This window comes from Comamonas sp. UBA7840 (assembly GCF_002501455.1).
GTDB classification, from domain to species: Bacteria; Pseudomonadota; Gammaproteobacteria; order Burkholderiales; family Burkholderiaceae_C; genus Comamonas; species Comamonas jiangduensis.
This window is the reverse complement of record NZ_DLTI01000041.1, coordinates 1-21,240: the sequence shown is the minus strand read 5'-3', so window position 1 is coordinate 21,240 and position 21,240 is coordinate 1. Positions and strand designations below refer to the sequence as shown.

At 57.7% G+C, this 21,240-nt stretch carries 12 protein-coding genes and 1 pseudogene; 1 reads left to right on the top strand and 12 read right to left on the bottom strand.

Annotated features, from left to right (window positions below; genetic code table 11):
* The first annotated feature begins 77 nt into the window (after positions 1-77).
* The gene (locus tag B3R00_RS14780; protein WP_286999649.1) at positions 78-10,526 is read left to right on the top strand and encodes an LPD5 domain-containing protein; all 10,449 of its coding nucleotides are present in this window, start codon (positions 78-80) and stop codon (positions 10,524-10,526) included.
* On the opposite strand, the gene B3R00_RS14775 is transcribed toward B3R00_RS14780, so the two are convergent.
* The 12 genes and pseudogenes from B3R00_RS14775 to B3R00_RS14720 all read right to left on the bottom strand — a co-directional run.
* Positions 10,489-10,785, bottom strand: coding sequence for a hypothetical protein (locus tag B3R00_RS14775; RefSeq protein WP_286999648.1), 297 nt, complete (start codon positions 10,783-10,785; stop codon positions 10,489-10,491). The genes B3R00_RS14780 and B3R00_RS14775 overlap by 38 nt on opposite strands.
* A gap of 889 nt (positions 10,786-11,674) precedes the next feature.
* Positions 11,675-13,117: an IS1182 family transposase gene (locus tag B3R00_RS14770; RefSeq protein ID WP_286999647.1), complete on the bottom strand. Its 1,443-nt coding sequence runs from the start codon at positions 13,115-13,117 to the stop codon at positions 11,675-11,677.
* A gap of 91 nt (positions 13,118-13,208) precedes the next feature.
* Positions 13,209-13,544, bottom strand: a complete 336-nt coding sequence (locus B3R00_RS14765; RefSeq protein ID WP_286999646.1) for a YnfA family protein — start codon at positions 13,542-13,544, stop codon at positions 13,209-13,211.
* Between the two features lie 245 nt (positions 13,545-13,789).
* Positions 13,790-14,695, bottom strand: a complete 906-nt coding sequence (locus B3R00_RS14760; RefSeq protein WP_286999645.1) for a restriction endonuclease — start codon at positions 14,693-14,695, stop codon at positions 13,790-13,792.
* Positions 14,696-14,866: 171 nt separating this feature from the next.
* Complete coding sequence (locus tag B3R00_RS14755; RefSeq protein ID WP_286999644.1) at positions 14,867-16,174, bottom strand: Y-family DNA polymerase; 1,308 nt, start codon at positions 16,172-16,174, stop codon at positions 14,867-14,869.
* Positions 16,175-16,178: 4 nt separating this feature from the next.
* A complete protein-coding gene (locus tag B3R00_RS14750; protein ID WP_284214921.1) occupies positions 16,179-16,622 on the bottom strand; it encodes a LexA family protein in 444 nt (147 codons plus the stop codon).
* A 251-nt stretch (positions 16,623-16,873) separates the two neighbouring features.
* Positions 16,874-17,533, bottom strand: coding sequence for a GntR family transcriptional regulator (locus tag B3R00_RS14745; RefSeq protein ID WP_284214922.1), 660 nt, complete (start codon positions 17,531-17,533; stop codon positions 16,874-16,876).
* A gap of 18 nt (positions 17,534-17,551) precedes the next feature.
* A complete protein-coding gene (locus B3R00_RS14740) occupies positions 17,552-18,502 on the bottom strand; it encodes a Bug family tripartite tricarboxylate transporter substrate binding protein (protein WP_286999643.1) in 951 nt (316 codons plus the stop codon).
* A complete protein-coding gene (locus tag B3R00_RS14735) occupies positions 18,502-18,969 on the bottom strand; it encodes an HD domain-containing protein (RefSeq protein ID WP_257469244.1) in 468 nt (155 codons plus the stop codon). Before B3R00_RS14735 ends, B3R00_RS14740 begins: the two co-directional genes overlap by 1 nt.
* A gap of 589 nt (positions 18,970-19,558) precedes the next feature.
* Complete coding sequence (locus tag B3R00_RS14730) at positions 19,559-20,041, bottom strand: thermonuclease family protein (protein ID WP_284214924.1); 483 nt, start codon at positions 20,039-20,041, stop codon at positions 19,559-19,561.
* A gap of 535 nt (positions 20,042-20,576) precedes the next feature.
* Positions 20,577-21,050: a hypothetical protein gene (locus B3R00_RS14725; RefSeq protein WP_286999642.1), complete on the bottom strand. Its 474-nt coding sequence runs from the start codon at positions 21,048-21,050 to the stop codon at positions 20,577-20,579.
* Positions 21,047-21,240: pseudogene (locus B3R00_RS14720) on the bottom strand (site-specific recombinase resolvase); the annotation flags it as partial. The pseudogene B3R00_RS14720 and the gene B3R00_RS14725, both read right to left, overlap by 4 nt.

Genomic DNA, 21,240 nt, shown 5'->3' with positions numbered 1-21,240 from the left:
ACAGTGACCGCTTTGGCGGTTTTTTTGTACCCCGGCCAAGGTTCGACCGTTTGTGACTGGGTGGGCAAAGTGCCTTCATGGCACAAAACACCGACTGGGATAAAGGCGTTCTATCCCCACCATCGAGCGCCGCTACTGCAGCAGAAACAGATTGGGATGGCGGGGCGCTAACGCCGCCTGCACCTCGGCGCTCGATCGTCGGGGCCATCAACGATGCGGTGATTGAGACCGCTAACGCCGCAGCAGGCACTGCATCAGCGGTCGCTAACTTTGTGCGCCCTGGCAATGCTGCCTCAAAGTGGATCGATAAAAACATCATTGAAGCTGGCGAGGCCAAGCAGTCCGATGTGGTCAAGGCGGAAAAGGCGCGGTTCAGCCAGGAGATGCAAGACTCCCAGGGCATGGGCGACGAGGTGGGTGCCACCCTTGGGTATGTGGCGCGCAATCCTTTGCTGGCTGCAGCGCAGGCAGCTGGTTCATTTGCTGCCCCAGGCCTTGCCATCAAGGGGGCAGCGGTGGGGGCGCGTGCCTTGGGCTTGGGAGCCAAGAACACCACCCGCGCTGGATTGGCCGCTGGTGCTGGTGTGGGTGCCGCAGGCGCTGGGGGCGATGCTGCGGGCACAGCCTATGACTTGTCCCGTGAAGGTGGTGCCACTGACGAGCAAGCCGTAGCGGCTGCCCGTGGTGCCAGCGTGCTACCCGCCGCCATTGGTGCTGCTGGCGGCTTGGTGGGCGCTGAGCGACTGGTGGCAGGCGCCAAGGGCTTTGGCGGCGGTTTGGTGGCCCGTGCCTTTAAGACTGGCGCTGTTGAAGGCGCACAGGAAGCGCTGGAAGAAGGCGTGACCCAGTACGAGGGCCAACGCGCGGCTGTACCGTTCAATCCAGACCTTGACCCCATGAAGGGCGTGGCCGGTGCTGCCACCATGGGCGGCGTGCTGGGCGCCGCCACGGGTGCAGGTACTTCGCTACTGACTCGCGATTCACAGGTGCCAGTACGCAAGCCCAGCGAAGATTTAGGACTGGACCCGAGCAATGGTCCGTTGTCCAAGGTGGCTGCTGCTGCGGTAGATGCCGCTGCCAGTGGGCAGCCGCAGCAAGAAGTTGCACCAGACAATGGCCTGAGCCTGCAGCCTGTAGAGCAACCCCAGGCACCCATGGTCCCCAGCATGGCTGAGCGCCTGGAGTCTTTGCCACAGCAGGCCCGCGACCAAGCCGATCAATTGCTACGTGAGATTGCGGATGAGCGCACGCCAGAGGGTGTGAAGCGCTTTCGTGCCAATGAGCTGCAGCAGTTGCTGGATGCCAACCCCATGCCGCAGGCGCCCAGCATGGACATTCCAGAAGAAGATCGCATCGCCATGCGCCCCATAGTGCGCGGGTTTGATCCGTCCACAGGGCAGGCGCCAGCGCAGCCGTTGGGATTGGTGGACGCCCAGCCGCAATATGAAGGCGGGATTGACTTTGAGCAGCAGCCCCAAGCGCAACCATCTTCGCTGATTCAATTGGCCGAGTGGTATGAGCGCAGCGCCCAAGGCAATAGAGATGCTGCCAACCCAGTGGATCAGGTTCAGCAGCAGGTGCGCCAAGGCACGCAATACACGGATGCTGCGCAGGTGCAAGCTGCCAGACAGGCGGTAGAGGATGCATGGCTGTCCCTGAACGTAGGCGAGTCCGTCAGCCAGGCGCAAGCTGATGGCGACCCCGGAGTGGAAGCGGCACCTGCTGACCTGACCGCAGAAACGAACGCCCGCCTGCGCGCCGGCCGTGTGGCCAGTGGCGTGCGCAATGCATTCGATGATGGCGCTCCCAACACCTTGCGCGTGATCCAGCACGTGAACCAGGGGCTGCGCACGATTGGCGAGCAGCAGCTAACTTCGCCAGAAATCGCTCGCATTCGCCGATTGGCTGACGCACGAACCGCTTTTGAAGGCCTTAACCAGCCTGCTCCGCTGCCTGCAGATCGCGTGCCGCAAGCCTCACCCACAGATGCCGCAGCCGACAACAGCTCCATGGAGTCGCTGATCCCCGAGCGCCGTGCTGCTGCCCAGTCAACCACCACCCAGCAAGGAAAGTCCAATGGCACCACCGCGCCTATCGACAATGCACCGCAAGCAGCTGCGCCGAGCCCAACGCAAAGCCAAGCGCCTGAGCCTGCCTTACCCCAGCCAACAGGGGTAGCCAATGCCATTGAAGCCACTCAAGCCCAGCAGACAGGCGCGCTGCCTCAAGCGCAAGGCGCAGCGCCTGCAGAAGGCGCTGGCCAAGCTGCGCCTGCAGAAGGCGCTGGCCAAGCTGCGCCTGCAGAAGGCGCTGGCCAAGCTGCGCCTGCGCAAGCCACCCCCGTAGAACGCAAGCGTTCCGCTGGTGACCACGCCCGCAGCCGCTCCTATGCCGCCAACCCCATGCGCGCCTTCTTGGCCAAGCACGGGGTGAATTTGGATTCCCGCAGCGAGTTTGCCCCCGGCCTGCAGGAGATTCGCGGCACGCTGGTGCCCGGCTATGGCCCGATGTTCCGCAAGAGCGGCAAGCCGCTGGACACACTGGTACAAAACGCGGTCGAGGAAGGCTTCTTGCCTGAAGGAGCCACCGAGTCGGATCTGTACGAATTCATCGATCGTGCCGTGCGCCGTGGCGAGCGCGTGGCCCCCATGTATACCGAGAGCGCTGCCGAGTCAGAGTTCGAGGCTATGGCGGCACGTCAAGCAGAATTTGCCCGCGAGGACTACGAGACTGACCGTGCCGCGCAGGATGCCGAGGCTGCTGAATATGATGCAGTGCTTGCGCAAAAGTACGCGGGCATGACCGACGAAGAATTCGCGGCGCTAGAGGCAGGTGTTCCAGATCTGGACGCTGGTAGTAACATGTCCACCGAGGACGCCATGCGCGCCCTTGGCTTCACCGAACAGGAAATCCAAGATGCAATTACCCAAAAGCAAGGAGTCGCGCCAGAAGGTGGCCAACGCACTGGTCGAGCTGTCGAAGCTGACACCCGAGGCGCGCAAGCGCGTACTGGAGCAAGCCAAGGCGATGCGCTCCAAAGCTACACCCAAGCAGAGCTAAAGCAGCGCCAAGAGGCGCAGGAAAAGGCTGAGGCTGAAGCAGCCAAGGCCGAGCGCGAAGCCGCTGCCAAGGAAAAGACCGAGCGTGAGCGCAAGGAAATTTCAGCCCGCCAAGCAGCCAGCGCCGAGAATTTCCAACTGGGCCAAGACCCCATGGCTAGTCTGTCGGGGCAGGCAAGCATTTTTGATGCGCCACAAGAGCTAGCCAAAGCCCAAGCCAAGGCCGCGCCAAAGCAAGAAACCGCAGCAGGCAAGGACGGCTACTTTGATCGCGCCAAGGCTTTAGGCATTAAGGGCTTGCGTGTTGGCATGAAGCAAGACGCCCTCAAGCAGCGCGTCAAGGCTTTCTTGGCTGGAGAGCGTGCAGCCAAACTTGTAGAGGCCGGCAAGAAAACGGACTTACCTCAGTACCAGGGTGTTCCTGATGCCGCAGTGCGCGACTTCGCAGAGTTGGTAGATGCTAACCAGTACAGCATCGACACTAGCGATGCGGCGTGGGTGCTGGATGCCCGCGGCATGTCTGGCATTGATGCCTTGGTGGAGGCGGACCTGCTCAACGAAGGAGATGCCAAGTACAAGCACACGCTGACACCCGTAGGCAAAGAGATTGCCCGACGCCTTCTGACCAAGCCTATCGGCGACATGTCTACCAGCGACATGCTGGATGAAATCGACGCCGGGAATGCAGCGAACGACGACCAGGCCGAAACCGTAGCACAGACAGTGCGTGCAGCCAAACCCGCCAACCGTATTGAGGATGTAGGCGAAAAGATTGGCGGGGCCCGCAAGGATGTGTGGACCGGGTTTCGCGATGACATGGGCGCCGTGCCGGACGAGGCCATCGCCGCTCAACCGCTGTCCAAGGTCTGGCCACAGCCGGATTATCAGAAACTGATTGAAGCAGGCCACGATGCCAGCACGGTAGCCATGGTGCGCTCACTGCGCGATGCCATCCCTACCAAACCCCGCCAGAGCTACAAGGTCAAACGCTGGGCCGAGCAGGTCAAAGAGCTGCGTGCCTTTGCGCTGGAGATGATGGACGGCCAACTGCCGCACCAGAAGCTGCGCACTGAACTACTGAAAGCGGGGAGCCGGGATCTGCGCGGCATCGTAGGCCGGGCGCAGCTGTATGAGGCGGTGGGCCATGGCCAGAGCCTGGAGGGCATCAGCTTTGCCGAGCACTTCTACACGCTCTACAAAGGCAAGCCCAACGTCACGCTATGGGCTGTGGAGCAGGATGCCAAGAGCAGCACCTTTGGCAACTGGCCCCGTGAGCTGGCCACTGGCGACACCAAAGAGCAGGCGCTGGAGGCGTTCAAGAAGTTGCATTCCAACCAGGCCAAACAAGAAGCCAAGGCCAATGTGCCCAGCTTTGATATTTGGTCCATGCGCCGCACAGGTGACATTTATGTGGGCAAGAAGATCGGTCGCAACTACGCCGAACTGGCAGGCCCATTCAAGACCGTGCGCGAAGCCCGTGAGTACCGGGACCAGCACTTGGACGAGCTGACCAGCAAGCTGGAGAAGTACAAAGAAACTCCAGCGGAGCGCGCCGACATCAACCGCCCACGCGTCGGCCAGGACATGCGCCAAGGCCTGGATGTGACGCCCGAGCAGTTCCGCGAGGCCTTTGGCTTTCGTGGCATGGAGTTTGGCAACTGGGTGGAGCAGGGTCGCCGCCAGCAGGATCTCAACGATGCGTTCGACGCGCTCATGGACATGGCGGCAGTCTTGCAGCTGCCACCCAAGGCCATTTCCCTGAATGGCGAGCTGGGCCTGGCCTTTGGCGCCCGGGGATCTGGCGGCAAGAATCCAGCGGCTGCCCATTACGAGCGAGGCAAGGTGGTGATCAACCTCACCAAGAAGTCGGGCGCCGGCAGCCTGGGCCATGAGTGGTGGCATGCCGTGGACAACTACTTTGCCCGTATGCGCGGCCAGGCCGATGGCATGTTGACGGAAGCCAGCGATGTAAGCGTGCTCTCCCGTGGCCCAGCCAAGACGTTTGCCCCGAATGCGAATGTTCGGCCGGAGATGGTCCAAGCGTTTGCCGAGGTCATCAAAGCCATCAACAATACCAGTTTGCGTGCCCGCGCCGCGGTGCTGGATGCCCGGCGTACCAAGGAATACTGGGGCACTGACCCCGAACTGAGCGCCCGCGCCTTCGAGAGCTACCTGATCGCCAAGCTGGAAGACCAGAACGCCAGCAACGATTACCTGGCCAACGTGGTGGACGAGCAATTCTGGGAGGCGCAGGCCGCCCTGGGGATGCGGCTGGAAGGCAGCTACCCCTATGCCAAGGCCGGCGAGGTGCCAGCCATCCGCGCCGCCTTCGACCATTTCTTCAACACGGTGGAAACCAAGGAGACGGACAAGGGCGTGGCCATGTTCAGCCGGACAGAGCGCCCGGCTGTCTCCAACACCACGGCCGTCAAGATGCGCCGCGCCATGGTGCAGCGCACGGTCGGCAGCTTGACCAAGAGCTGGGGCCAGAGCCCCCGCATCACGGTGGTGGACAGCATGAATGACCAGCGCGTGCCTGAAGCTGTACGCAAGGAAGATGCAGCCCAGCGCTCACAAGGCGCTACGGGCGAGCCCGAAGGCTTCTGGTATCAGGGGCAGGTGTACTTGGTGGCCAGTGCATTGCCCACGTCCGCGGATGCTGCCCGTGTTCTGTACCACGAGGTGCTGGGCCACCACGGGCTGCGCGGGCACTTTGGTAAAGACTTGGACCGCGTGCTGGATCAAGTCGCCAAACTGCGTCCCAAGGATGTGGCTGCCAAGGCCGCCGAATACGGCCTAGACATGGGCAACCCCGAGCATGTGCGCTATGCCTCGGAAGAGGTCTTGGCCGAGCTGGCGCAAGGTCGCCCGGACTTGGGCCTGGTGCAACGTGCCATTGCCGCGATCCGCAACTTCCTGCGCACCCACGTTCCCGGCTTCAAAGCGCTGGAGCTGACGGATGCCGACATCGTGCAGGGCTACCTGCTGCCAGCCCGTGGTTGGGTGGAGCGCAGCGATACCTGGGGCAACGATGTCGCTCAAGCCCGTTTTAGCTTTGCCGGCCAAGGCGCCGCTACTGCCGACCTTGGCAACCTGCAAGAAGCCCAGCGCCGCATTGCCGCTGGCGACAACGCCGAGCGCGTGCGCCGAGAAACTGGCTGGCACCAGGGGGTAGATGACAAGTGGCGCTTTGAAATCAGCGACCATGAGGCTGCATTCCGTAGTGGTGATGCTCCATGGGATTTCAGCATTGACCGCGTGCTAGATGGCGATGTGCGTGCTTTGTGGGAGGTAATCAGCCACGACAAGCTGTTTGCGGCATACCCCAGCCTGCGCAGCCTGCCGGTCTCGTTTGCCAAGGCTTACGAATTCCGCGGAGGCTACTACCCTGGTACTGACCGGATTGCCATCAAGATCAGCAACGACCCCAAGCAGATGCTGTCCACCTTGCTGCACGAGTTGCAGCATGCGATCCAGCATCGTGAGGGTTTTGCAACCGGTGGCAGCCTGTCGCCAGAGTTCATTGAGAACGTGCGCCTCGCCCTCAACGAGTTGCCCAAGGCAGCCAAGGAGGTGGTGGATGGTTGGGTCAGCAACAACCAGCAATTGGTCAACGAAGCCAATGCGGCCGAGCAACTTGCCCGCCAGGCGCTGATGTATGAATCAGCTCAGCGTCTGATGGCCTACGCTAACCGCGAATCGCCTTCTGGCGTGATGCGCTTGATCCGCAATGAAATGCAGTGGCTCTACTCGGAGCATTTGCGAGATCACCCCGATGCTATCCAGCTGCAGCGGGACTTTTGGAGCATCCCTAAGCCCAGCAACTTGCCCAAGCGCAACGCCTTTTTGCGTGACTTCGCCTACCGTGGGGCGCAGCTGCTGCAAAGCTCCATTAATACCGAGGTTCTGCAACAGTTCCGCAGTGATGCACGGACGATGACATCGCTGGTGGCCTCACTGCGCCGGGCTTCGGATCGCGCTCGCGCCAAGCTCCAGCCACTGCATGGCCTCAAGCGCGAGGCAGCGAACGCACAAAGCCTCAAAGAGGCTCACGACTTCTCGGGCGCCTACGACATTTACCAGTCCATCGCTGGAGAGATTGAGGCCCGCAATACGCAGGCACGCCAGGGCATGACCGACGAGCAGCGCAAGGCGATGTCGCCTTGGGAAACGGCCGATGTCAGCAAGTCCAAGACCATTGTGGTCTACAACGGCACGGAGATTGCTGCGCCGAGCATGGAAGCGGTGCGCTTTTCTCGGGCGCCATCCGAGCAAACGGAGGCCTTTAAACAGTGGTATGGCGACTGGCAGAATGCAGGGCATGAAGCCTCTCAAACAGATTCCACTCCCAACGCCGCGCTGGACTCCAGAGACAGAGCAGACCGTGTTCGAGCCTTACGAGGATCGGAAAATGTGGACGCGACTGTTGATCGCGGAAATGATGAAGTTCGTCACATTGGGGGAGCCGCGACGTTTGATGGGGCCAGCGGACCTACGGGAGCGGGTGGAACGCCGCTTCGGCTGTACCACGGCACACGCGACGACATTACCGCCTTCAACCTGAATCACCCTAATCGCAAGGACCACGGGTGGCTGGGTGATGGCGTTTACCTCACCAACGATCCAGACACTGCTTTCGCGTACTCGCGCGCCAAGCGTGGCCCCCATGGCTCCAATGTGATGCCGCTGTATGCCAACGTGCGCAATCCGTATGTGGCTACAGCCGCCGAGAAAATCGCCACACGCAATAGCGGTACGGTGGCAGCCAAAGCATTGACCGAGCGTGTAAAAGCACTGGGCCACGATGGTGTGGTTCTGGATCTGGGTGGCGGGGTCATCGAGTTAGTGGCGTTTGAACCCACTCAAGTGAAGTCCACCACAGGCAACAACGGCAATTACGACCCAGCGAACCCGGATATTCGTTACAGCCGCAGCCAGCCCGCCGACGCCATCCGCTCCAGCATGGGCAGCCTGACGCCCGACCAGGAGCGTGCCTACCTGGCCGTGGCCGGGTATGACAAAGTTCCCACGCTGCGCGAGCGCTTTGACCGGCTCAAGGCCAACTTGGGCCTGCGCATGAAACAAGCCTTGGTGGACCAGTTTGCACCCATTGCCCAGCTGGATCAGCAGGCGTACATGCTGGCGCGCATGTCCAAGGGCAGTGACGGCACGCTGGAAGCAGCGTTGCTGTATGGCCGCCCGTTCCTGCGCGATGGTGTGCCGGATGTGGATATGAAGGACGGCGGATTTGCCAATGTGCTGGCCGATCTCAAGGGTGAGCATGACCGCTTCTTGATGTGGGTAGCCGCCCAGCGTGCCCAAAGCCTCAAGGCCCAGGGCAAGGAAAACTTGTTCTCCGAGCAGGACATTACCAGCCTCAAGACCTTGAACGATGGCCAGATGCAGGACGGCTCCAGCCGCAAGCAGGCCTATGCCAAGGCGCTGATGCAGCTCAATAGCTTCAATGAGAGCGTGCTGCGCATGGCCAAGGAGTCGGGGTTGATTGACCAGGACGCCTACGATCTGATGAAAGACCAGCCCTATGTGCCGTTTTACCGCCTCATGGAAGAAGAGGGCGGCTTGCAGGGGCCGAGTTTTTCCAAGGGGCTGACCAATCAGAAGGCTTGGAAGAAACTCAAGGGTGGCACTGAGCAGCTTAATGCCGATCTGCTGCAGAACATGCTGCTGAACTGGGGCAACCTGTACGCAGCATCAGCGCGCAACCGCGCTGCGCTGGCCACCATGGACGCAGCCGACAAAATGGCGGTGGCCTACAAGGTGCCAAGCGACACCAAGGGCGCTGCCAAGGTGATGCGCGACGGCATGACCGAGCATTGGATGGTGGAGGATCCGTACTTGCTGGAAGCGATCAGCGCACTGAACTACCAGGCCAGCCCTCTGATGAAACCGCTGGCCAAGGCTAAGCAGTGGCTTACGCTGGGGGTAACGGTGAACCCCACCTTCAAGGTGCGCAACCTGATCCGTGATGTGGTGTCCTCGATGGCCATGGCGGATCTGAGCTACAACCCGGCAGCCAACGTCGCCAAGGGCTGGAAGCTGACGGCGCGTGATTCTCAGGTCTATGCCTCAATGCTGGCCTCTGGCGGGGTGATTAAATTCGGCACCCAAGAGCAGACTGACCGCGCACGCAAGCAGGTGGCCAAGCTCTCTGGGGTGGTGTTGGACCAGAATGGCGCCCAGAAGCTATGGGGCCAAGTGAAGGCGCTGTATGCGGTCTATGACGAGTTTGGCGACCGCACGGAAAACATCAACCGTACAGCGCTGTATGACCGTCTGATCGCCAAGGGACACAGCCACGCAGAGGCTTCTTTCATGGCGCGCGACCTGATGGACTTCTCCATGGGCGGCAGTGCTCCCGTGGTGCGATTCCTGACGCAATCGGTGCCGTTCTTGAATGCCAGATTGCAGGGGCTGTACAAGTTGGGCCGCGCAGCCAAGGAAGACCCGCGCCGCTTTGCCACGGTAGCCATGGCAGTGAGCGTGGCTTCGCTGGGACTCATGGCAGCCTACGCCGATGATGAAGATTGGAAGCGCCGTGAGGACTGGGACCGCGACAGCTACTGGTGGTTCAAGATTGGCGAGACTGCCTATCGCATTCCCAAGCCTTTCGAGGTAGGGGCGATTGGCACGCTGGCCGAGCGCACAGCAGAGGCCATGTTCAGCGAGGAGATGGATAGCAAGCGGTTTATGGGGCGTATCAGCCACATGGTCAGCCAGACCTTTGCGTTTGACCCGGTGCCCCAAGCGTTCAAGCCGTTGCTGGACATTTATGCCAACAAGGACAGCTTCACGGGCCGCGCCATCGAGAGCCAAGCGGACCAGCGCTTGCGCCCTGAAGACCGCTACAGCGAGCGCACTTCCGAGGTGGCGCGCTTCTTGGGACAGCTCGGATTGCCAGACCCTGCGCAGTTGGTGAAGGGTGAGTACACGGGACTAAGCCCCAAGCAGGTTGACCACTTGCTGCGTGGCTACTTCTCTTGGATGGCTGCGGCGGCAACCACCGCGACCGACTACCCGCTGCGCGCGCTGGCAGACCGAGGCGATCGACCTGACATGCGTCTCAAGGATGTAATCCTGGTGGGCAACTTTGTGGAGAGCTTGCCAACGGGGGGTAGCCGCTACGTGACAGCGATGTATGAGCAGTCGCGGCAGGTTGAGCAGGCCTATGCCTCTTACCGTGACGCATTGGCATCGGGCGACAAAGAGGCTGCGGCAGACATCATGGACAGCGATGGCGACAAGATTCGCAGCCGCGCATCAGTGGCAACGGCCACCAAGCTGCTGGCCCAACTCAACCAGCAGGCCAAGCGCATTGAGGCCGACCCCAGTCTGAGCGGCAGTGTCAAACGCGAGCGCTTGGTGCAAATTGAGCAGCGCAGGCATACCATTGCCCAGCGTGTGATGGGTGCTAGCGCATCTTTTCCCAGCAAAACTGAAGGAAGCTGACGAAGAATACGAGGCAAGCAATGGATAGCGCCCACGAATAGGAAAAGATCAGGTATCCCACAAAGAGGCAAGTGAGCAGGCACCGCCAGCCCTTGCCTCGACTTTCCTTGAAGCCGTCGCGCACGATGACGTACACCAAGAAAGCGTAGAAGAACAGGACTATTCCCAGCGCATCGCCCTGGCCATATTCCAAGTCAGCTTGCCAACTGGCAAAGGAGGTAGTTGGCAGAAGTGCTAAGGCAATCAGGGTATGAGGCATTGGCTGACTTTGTGGTGGCAATTGCTTAATTGCAGTGAACCATGTCGCCTACACGAACACATGTGCCGCCGGAGGGGCTTGTCATAGTGACAGAGCCTGGGCCGTGGCCGTGATAAGTGCCGCCTTGGTTGTCGTAGCAGAAGCCGCCTGCGCAGTGCGTCATAACAGATGGCGGAGGCGGAGGTGACGCTCGCCTCTGGGTGCTTCGCTTCTTCCGGTCATCAATACTCCCGCCGTTGGGTAAAAGTGTGGAGATTGTTTTTCGCCCTGCCGGGTTTGAAGGGGATCGCGAAAAAGCTGTGCCACCACTTCTATTTACCGAAACGTCGTTTCCTGAGTAATCGTTTTGATAGCTTGTGGAGGATGAGCCGTAGTTAATGATTTGGCTGGGCATTACAGATACAGCGCCTTTTTGCATAGTTGCGCGCTCGCCACTGCATGGCTTGTCGGAGTAAACGTTCCGGCCATTTTCAATGCATTTGAAAACTTGCCCGTAGGACTGCTGACCAACACCAAGCGTGAATGCTGTAGCCAAGAAGATCTTTAGGACAGCTGCTTTCGATTGCTTCATAACCTCTTGCCCCCATGTGTTTTCTTTGAATGTACCAGCTGTCGCGCCCAAGGCCTTGCGCCAGCAGTTGCGGGACATGGCGCAGGAGGAAAGTCGGTGATAACTGTCGGTTGAGTCGATGGCCGTCTGCATACCGTAAGTGGCAGACGGCTTTCGACCGAGGCTGTGTGGAAACGCATTTTTGCTGAGTCAGCTATCGACACTCCATTGCACAGTCGGTCTTGAATGGCTTCGCCTATTTTTTGGAACATGGAGGCACTCAAGGCATTTGGGTGCCAAGCCATGCCGCTTTGCAGCTAAAAATTGAGCCACAAAGGCTTACGCCGGCACAGATCGCACCGCTTGCATCATGTTTTGCGCACCGAAGATGCGCATCACACGTTTGAAGTTGTAGGCCAGCACATGCAGGCTCATTTCAGTACCCACATGTGCCAATGTCTTAGTCAAGAAGTGGGTGGAGCCCATCCAGTGTTTGAGCGTCCCAAACACATGTTCTACCGTGCGCCTGCGCACGGTCATAGCATCGGTTTTTGTATTCAACCGTTCCTGCATGCGCTCCAGTACATCTTCATGCTCCCAGCGGCGAATGCGTCTGTTCTGACTCGTGGTGCATTCGCTCTTTCGAAGGCAGCCAATGCAGGCACTGCTCCAATACACCCGCACATTCAGGCCACTGCGCTCCACCGTGTTGCAGCGGTAAATCGCAATCTCGCCCGCAGGGCAGCGGTATTCATCCGTTTCAGGTAGATAGACAAAGTCAGACTTATCGAAGCGGCCCTCCGCCTTGGCATTCGATGTCAGCGGCTTGGGCACAAATGCCTCAATGTCCGCATCCTCACAGGCTTTGATTTCCGGCCCATTGAAGTACCCACGGTCTGCCAGTGCCTGCAGGCTTTCTACTGCCATTTCATGCTTGGCAGCTTTACCCATCTTGCTCAACTGCGCACGGTCATTGCCAATGTTGGTTACTTCGTGGGCCACGATCAGATGGTTTTGCGTATCAACAGCAGCTTGCACGTTGTATCCCACAACTCCTTGGCCTTTGGAGATCATGACCCGTGAATCAGGATCTACCGTGGATATTTGGCCATCAGGCTGCTGCTTGAGTTGCTCTTGTACTTGCTCCAGTTTTTGCATCTGCAAGCGCAATAGCTCAATCTTTTCTTTCAAGCGCTTGGTTTTAACCTCGACCTCAGCAGGCTGCGTACGGTCTGCAGTTTCTAGGGCATCCAGGTAACGCTGAATGCTTTGCTCGATCTGACGCTTGCGACCTTCAATCTTGCCGTTGCTGAAGTTGTTATCGCCGTTATTAACCGCTTTGAATTTGCTTCCATCAATGGCAACGATGGCCTGGCTAAAGAGCTTGAGCTCCCTGCAAAGACCAATGAAGTGGCTGCAGACCTTGCGAATGCCAACTCCGTTGTGATGGCGGAAGTCCGCAATCGTTTTAAAGTCTGGAGCCAAGCGTCCTGTCAGCCACATCAACTCCACATTGCGCTGCGCTTCCCGCTCCAGCCTGCGGCTGGACTGGATGCGGTTGAGGTATCCGTAAATATAAAGTTTGAGAAGTACTGCAGGGTGATACGCCGGACGCCCTGTACTTGCAGGTGCAGCCCTGTTGAATCCCAGAGCACGTAAGTCCAACTCATCAACAAAGGCGTCTACGACACGTACTGGATTGTCTTCACCAATGAAGTCATCCAGGCACTCTGGCAGCAGCGTGACCTGATCTCGACATTCACCCTCGATGAAGCGCTTCATATGGCATCGACCTCAATACAGATGCCACGATTTTAAATTTGAGACGCCGCCAAAGCAGGGTTTTCACACAGCCTCGACCCATTGCAGTCAGTTAGGCATGTGAACGTGGGCCAAACATGATGATAGCCATACCCAGCAGACTCACCGCAACCCCAATCCAGTCTGTGCTGGTGGGGCGAACCTTGTCTACGACGAGCAACCAGACCATGGCTACGCTGATATAGACACCACCATAGGCGGCATAGACACGGCCTGCTGCGGCAGGATGCAAGGTTAGGAGCCAAGCGAAGATGGCCAGGCTGGCTGCTGCTGGCACTAAGATCCATACCGACTTGTCTTGCTTAAGCCAGAGGTAGGGGAGATAGCAGCCGATGATTTCAGCTAATGCAGTGGCGACGAAAAGGCCAAGAGTCTTGAAAAATTCCATCATCGGATTCTCACGGTCTTTGGCTGTTCCTGGCCGATCTGCGACTGCCGCTGCTCGACCCGTCGCGGAATTTCACTTCATGGATAGCTCGCCGCGAAGCAGTCATTCGTCACCGACGTAAACCCTGACCGAGATTGCGCAGGTTACGCGAAATGCACTTGCCTTCCTTCCCTTGGGCGAAAACTAGGCAGCATTCCTTCACTCGCGTGGCCGCGACGCTCGCTCTGATGGACGAGGGCGAAGCATCAGTCGAAGAAGTCCTCGTCGAGTTTCTTGATGTAAACCACCTCTTCAACCCGGCAGCCTATGTCGAATCGGATCATCAGCCGGGTGAGAAGCAGCCCGTCGATCAATACGATGCGCTTGCTCAGCATGTCTGCCGTTTCTTTCGCCGCTGGCGAGAAGGTCGACGTCGTGACGAACAGGCCCTTGTTTGCTTTGAACCGATCTAGCGACCCGAAGAAGTCTCGTATCTCGCCTGATGACACCTTGCTGTCCGTGTAGCGCTTTGCCTGGACGTAGATTCGATCCAAGCCCAATGCATCTTGATCGATGACGCCGTCAACGCCACCATCGCCGCTCTTGCCCAGGGCCTTGCCGGCTTCAATGGCTGATCCACCGTAGCCCATGGCGATTAGGAGTTGCACGACGAGGCGCTCAAAGAAGTCTGGGGGAGAAGCGAGGATCTTCGCAAGTAGCTCTGCACTGAGTGATTGCTGAAGCTCGTCGCTTGCAGATCTGATCACCTCATCGGGCGCTAGTTCCTTTAAGTTCGTTGGCTCCAATTTCGGCGTGGTCTGGTTCTCAGATGCTGCCTCTCGGAATGCCTTGAACTCGGGAAAGGATTCGAGAAATTTGATATTGATAGTTTGTGGCGGATTGGCCAGCACAGCTCGGCCTCGTTCACTAATCTCGAAGTACGCGCGCTTCGTGAGCTTGATCAGTCCGGCCTTACCGAGATAGCTCTTGGCCCAGTTCACGCGGTTTGCGAACGTAGTCTGCTTTCCCGAAGGTAGAAGCTCTGATAGCTCTGCCTCAGTCAAAGCCAGCTTGTCTCCCAGCACAGCGACGACATCAGAGATACGCACCTCACCGGCAGCAGACTCCTTGAGCACAGGAAGCATCAATGACTGAAAGTCCGGAATCGCCATAACCTTTCCCCCTAGTTACCTTGTTATAGGAGGATTCTATGGGACCATTTCAGATGCTTAGGAATAGTCTGTATCTGGCTCACGACGCAACCGAAAAGCAGTCGCCTCTGAATGCCCGTTCCTGGCCGTTAGCCGCAATTACGTAAAAGTCCTTCAGGTCGTGGTTTTTTCTCAAGCTCGCGCAGTCGGGATCTCATTGAGGTTGGTGGTGTACCTTGGCGTGCGCCGGTCCTGCTTCATTCGCCAGCCTGACTCATCCTCTTGGGTTTGTCCTGTGCTGGCCACATGCACAGTGGCTTTGCCATAGCGCGCATTGATGCGATCCACGGCTTCCATGAGTTGGCTGTGATCACGCTTTGTGCATAGTGCCTCAAACAGCAGATCGCTTTGCTGTTGCTCAGTTGCAGAGCACAGATCCAGCAGCATGACGCCTGCTTTTGACAGCTGAAATCCCGTCTCATAGATGCGGCGCAGGCCAGATACAGCTGCGCTAACCAGCACGGTGGTGTCCGAGGTTGATGGGTGCAGCTGGATGGTGGCTGATTTATTGAATCTTGGACCAGGCCTAAACGGCGAGGTGTGGACAAAAACCTGCAGAGCGCCAGCACGCTGATTGCCATGGCGTAGTTTCTCTGCGGTACGTGAAGCGAACTCGCTCACGGCCTCTATCAGCGGGGGCAATGTGGTGATGGGATGGCCAAAGCTGCGCGTGCAGGCTATCTGCTGCTTGGGAGCGGGGGCTTGATCCAGGCTGATGCAGCTGATGCCTTGCAGCTCGCGCACTGTGCGCTCAAACAGCACACTCCACTCGTCACGTGCCTTGGCGGCCGGCATCCGAGCCACATCCAGTGCAGTGAGGATGCCTTGCTCTTCCAGCCTTGCTGCAATTCGGCGGCCGATGCCCCACACATCACCTGCTGGCGTGCGACGCAGCAGGTCAATTCGCATCTCTCGCGTCAACTCTGTCCAGTTACAGACTCTGGCCAGCTGGGACGGGTAGCTGCCCGGCTTGCGCTCGGCGTCCTTTGCCACGTGGTTGCACAACTTGGCCAACGTCTTGGTTGGTGCAAGCCCGATGCAAGTCGGGATGCCAATCCACTTGTCAATCCGTGCACGTATGGCCCATGCCCTGCGCGTCAGGTCGGGGATGCCATCAAGATCCCCAATAAAGCTCTCGTCAATGGAATAGATCTCTTGCAAGGGACCAAGGCCTGCAGCCAGGCTCATCATGCGGTCGCTCATGTCACCGTAGAGCTCAAAATTGGCCGATAGGCAAACCAGATTGCTTACTCGCTCCAGATCCCGAAACTGGTAGTACGGTTGGCCCATCTTGATGCCCATGGCCTTGGCTTCATCACTGCGCGCTATGGCGCAGCCATCGTTGTTGCTTAATACAACAACAGGTAGGCCTTGCAGCGACGGCCTAAATACGCGCTCACAAGAGACGTAGAAGTTGTTGCCGTCAATGAGCGCGAACATGGCATCACCGTGTGAAGCGTTTTATGCACGAAGTGACTACTCCCCAAATTTGCAGGGTCTCGCATTCTCTGGGGATGATGTCGGGGTAGGTGGGGTTGCCAGCTTTCAGACGCACGATGCCGCCGACCGAGTAAAGCGACTTCACCGTGAACTCGCCCTCGATCACAGCGACAACTATGTGTCCGTGCCGGGCCTGAATGGAGCGATCCACAACAATCATGTCGCCGTCTCCAATCCCGTGCTCCACCATTGAGGTACCAGCCACGCGCAAAACAAAAGTTGCCTGCGGATGCTCCACCAGCATGGCAGAGAGATCGAGGCGCTTGCCTGTGAAGTCCTCAGCAGGGGATGGAAATCCAGCGCGCACTGAGCAGTCTGCGAGAGGCAGATACATTGGTGACGCGATTGCAGGCACAGGCTGGTCTGCTTGAGGAATGGTGCTGTACATGCATACAGTTTACAGCGAGAGAAGTCGCAGCCTTGTAACGGCTCTGGGTGCTACGGTTGGGTGGCTCCTGAATGATTCCCTAGGACGGAAAATTGTTTTATGAGCAGCGCCTCTCAGACGCTTTTTATGAAAAGCATTGCGAGAACGTGAGATTTTTTGGGTAAGCCGGTTGGTTCAGACATCTGGCAGCGAACTTGCTGTGTTTAATTAAACAACCTCTGTGATGTATTCACGAAAAAACCCAACCTATCCTATTCATGCATCAAGGCGCATGTGCGGGCTGCATTCTCAAGAATGTCGTTCTTGATAATTTCTACAGCTCTCTCGGCATCGCGGTCTTTCAGCGCCTTCAAAAATTGAGAGTGAAAGTGGTTGTCCATCACCGTGGTAACACGATGCTCTCTAAGGTTGCTCAGGATGGGTCCCGCGATAACGCAAATGTTTTCAACGAAATCAGCGACTTGGGGAATTCCTGACCAGCGTAAGTAGTGACCATGAAAGTCTCGATTAAGAATTAGCCCCTGTCCATAGTTGCCGGTGTCCATGGCAATGCGCTGCTTTTCGAATATTGCCGCTAGGGAAGGCAAGTCAAGATCACGGTCTTCGCTAAGAAGCGTCCTAACGATCCTGACTTCTAAGTCAGCGCGTATCTCCGAGAGCTGGAGGTATTGCAACTTGTTGAATTGCTTAATCATGTAAGAACGCGAGCCGTTCTTCTCTACGTAATCTTTTTCGGCCAGGCGGATTAGCGCTTCACGAATAGGCGTTTGGCTCACTCCCAGCTTTGGGGCGAGAGCCGTTGCCTTCAACACTTCGCCTGGCCTGAAATCACCAGCGGTGATTTTGTTGCGCAGAATGGCAAATGCTTGGTTTGTATAGTCGAGCGCTTCCACGCTCTCAGTCATTTGCATTCTGCACTTCCCTAGTCGTTAGATTTTTAGGTCCAGCTTTTTGATCAGTGCGGACCATCGTTTTTGTTCGCTCAATACAAACGAGGTGAAATCCTGACCTGTTTTCAGGACAGGCTCGGCGCCTACTTGCTTGATAGCCTTCTGGAATTCAGGCTTGGCATAGATCTTAGCAAGCGCCTCGTTGATTTCCTTGGCCATAGCCGGATCTGAATCTTTAGGCAGCCAGAAGCCGAACCAAGAAATGACCTGATAGTCCTTGAACCCTGATTCGTCCATGGTTGGGATGTCTGGAGCAAAGTCGCTACGCTTCAAATCAGTCACAGCCAAAGCGCGGAGTTTGCCACCTTTCACCAAGGGCAGAACGCTAGAGATGTTGTCAAAAACGAAGTCGATCTGACCACCCATCAAATCGGTGTTCGCAGGACTTGCACCTTTGTAAGGAATGTGGGTTGCCTGCATGCCGCTAGACATCACCATCACTTCAGAAGACAGGTGTGCTGAAGAACCAGTACCCGCTGAGCCAAAGCTCAGAGCCTTTTTCTTGCCCAGCTCAACCAGATCTTTCACGTTGTGTACCGGTGTCTTGGGGTTCACGGCCAGCATGTTCGGCAGGCTCAAAACCATAGCAACGGGTGTGAAATCCTTGTTCGGGTCGTACTTCAGATTGCCGTACAGGTAGGGATTGATTGCGTGCGTGCTGATAGTCCCTAAAAAGAGGTTCTTGGTGTTCTTGGGCAGTCCAGCAAACGCTGTTGCAGCAACGCTTCCGCCTGCACCTGGCTTGTTTTCAATGATGAACGGCACGCCCAACTCTGAGCTGAGCTCCTTGCCAACGATGCGCGCATAAGAATCGCTGGCACCACCTGGAGAAAACGGCACTGTCAATGTGTAAGCGGCACCTGCCTGGGCAAATGCAGTTGTCATGGCCAAAGTAGTTGCCAAGCCCAAGATGACTTTGAGTTTTTTCATTACGCGGTCTCCTTTTTGAATACATCGCGCATCAGCGCTTTTTTGGGGTGTGTGAACACTTCTTCCACCATGGGAGCGAAGAACTCCAAGGGGTAAAACTTCGCTTCGCTGTCAAAAGCGGGAGCGTCGTATTTCTCACAGAACTCGATAGTGGGCAGGTAGAAGTCCGCGTCCTTGAACTCTTCACGCTTTCCGGGTTGCAAGCCAATGTGATGGCCGTAGTAATGCGCTTGGAAGATGCCGTGGTGCTTCACGATGTTGTAGTTCAGCTCTGAAACAAAAGGCTTGAGCAGTACGGCGGCGTACTCCGGATGGTTGAAGCTGGCCAGCGTGTCGCCAATGTCGTGAAGAAGTGCGCAAACCACGTACTCCGTGTCACGGCCATCGTCATAAGCCAGAGTAGCTGTTTGCAGCGAGTGGGTGAGGCGATCTACGGGGAAGCCAGCGAAGTCACCTTTCAGTTCCATGAGGTGAGCCAAGATCCGCTCGTGTAGCTTGTACTTGTAGGGAGTGAGAACCGAAACGATTTTGTCCCAGTCTTCTTTTTGACTTTCTTGAATATTTTTGAAGTTTGTCAAAGCTTGCTTCATCGTTTTGCCTTAGTGGTTTGAATGCAAGCAATTTGATTTGATAATTTATAAAAGATACATCTGGTAAACCCTTGTTAAGGGTCTGGGTGAGTGAAAACCATTAGTCCGGTGCTTCAAATAGAGGAGCAACGAAGTGATCATTTCTCATGCTGGGAAGCATGAAAAAAATATATGGAACCTCATTGCAAGCTGCGAAGCAGGCATGTCAGATAGTCGTGCTAAGTAAGTGCAAAAGGCTTCAGTTTGGGATCAGTGTTGTGCCAGTGCCGAACTACCTAGCAACGTGATCTAAGATTTGAAGATCGCTAGGGGTATGGTGGTCAGAGGTGTTGTGCTCAACAACAAACCATGCCTTTGAGATGCCTGTGCAGCTTTTCTCTGGCGGCACCAATTCCACATCTGCAAACGCAAATAGGCGGCATTCATCGGGCAGCAATCACTGCTGTTAGTCGATAGAAGCCGCTGACTAGCGCACACCTCGGCGCCAGTCCCATGGTGCGATCGGTGTAGCATCACGCCACAAACCTACTTTTCGGGCCTTGGCTTCCTGCTCAGCAAACTTGTACTGGCCCCTCTCTTGGGGTGATTGTTCTTTGGCGTAGTGCCGGTACCACCATGCCATACCCACTGAGACCATGGCCAGGCCTGCATCCAGAGTGCGCGGGCCATCAGCTGCAGAAGCTGGTGCAACCCACACTGAGCAAATGTGCCGCTTGTACCGGTCAATCTTGCTGCAGCGCAGCTCAGCCTCTTTCATGTAGACCAGCTCGGACAGGGCTTCGCGCGAGCGGTTGCCAAAAGGCTGCTTGCGCTCAGGCGCATCAATCCCTTGAAAGCGAACCTTAATTTGCTGATAGGGGTGAGCTGCATCCTGAGTAGGGCAGCGGGCAGAGATGGTGTCGCCGTCACTGATGCCGACGACAAGGCAGAGGAGGGCGGCTGCAAGCATGCGAGCAAGTCTATGTAAGCTGCTGCAAGTTGCAATCCTTTGCTGTTCAGCGAATCTGCGGACGAGGGTTCAATTGAGATTTGCGGATTTGAATTGAGACAGGCGGTGTGACGTGGTGCTGTCTTGTGCGACTCTTTCTAGTGCGTTCACACCAAAATCACACGGATTGATTTAAGCTGTTGTTATAAATAAGAAATGCGCGGGTTCAATTCCCGCCAGCTCCACCACTATCCAAAAAACCAACCGTTCTCGGTTGGTTTTTTTTCGCCCGTTTCCCCCAGTGTTGGCGCGGTTTTCGGGCCTGGCCTCGCGAGCGCCACCCCTGCGAAGTCGGCGTTTTTTCCCCCGCCGACGCCTCTCTGTTCTCCGTTTTCTCTGGTGGCCACGCGAGCGGTCTCGAGGCCATTTCCTTTGCTGGCGCGGGTTTAGAGGTGGTGGGTTGTGGTTGGTAACTCCTGTAGCGGTGGCGACCGAGTGCCGAGCGGCCGCAAAAAAACCGCCCGCAGGCGGCAAGCTGGCGCTGGGTGCGACGCGCTCACCCGGGTGGCGCGAGCACGCGCATCTGGTCGCCCCAGCCGTTTGGCCAGGGTCTGCGCATCACCTTTTCCAGCACGGCATCAGGCGAGCCCACCAGCCGTTCCACGACCTCCGGGGCCAGGAGCGTCAGCCGCATGACCCGGCGCACCTGTGTCACGTCCATGCCTTCGGCCTCGGCGATCTCGGCTACTGATGCCGCCCGCTGCTCATCCAGAAGGCGTTGCCAGTGGTGCGCCATTCCGAGCGCCCGCATCAACGCGGTGTCCTGCGCGGCCGACCGGGCTTCCCGCTCCCGGGTGGCCTCGGACAGGAATTCCTGTGGCGCGTCCAAGGGCGTGATGACCTGCTTCTTCAGCCCCCGCTTCACCAGCGTCCAGGGCACGAAGGTTTCCAGTTGCACGCCTCCTGCCGGGTTCGGCAGTTGATAGGTGACCGGCTCACCCTTGAACCGGCCCCGGTGCTTCTTGCTCATGCGTCCTCCTCAAAGCGCTTCACGATCTGGCGTTGCGCCTCCCAATCCACCGGCAGCGGGTTGCGCTGGAACCAGATCAGGTTCATCCGGCGAGGCTGCCGCCCGGCCATCAGCAGTTCGAGGATGTCAGGCGCGAGCAGGGTCAGGCGCATCAGCTCGTTGGGCACCGAGGGTGTTGATTTCCATCCAG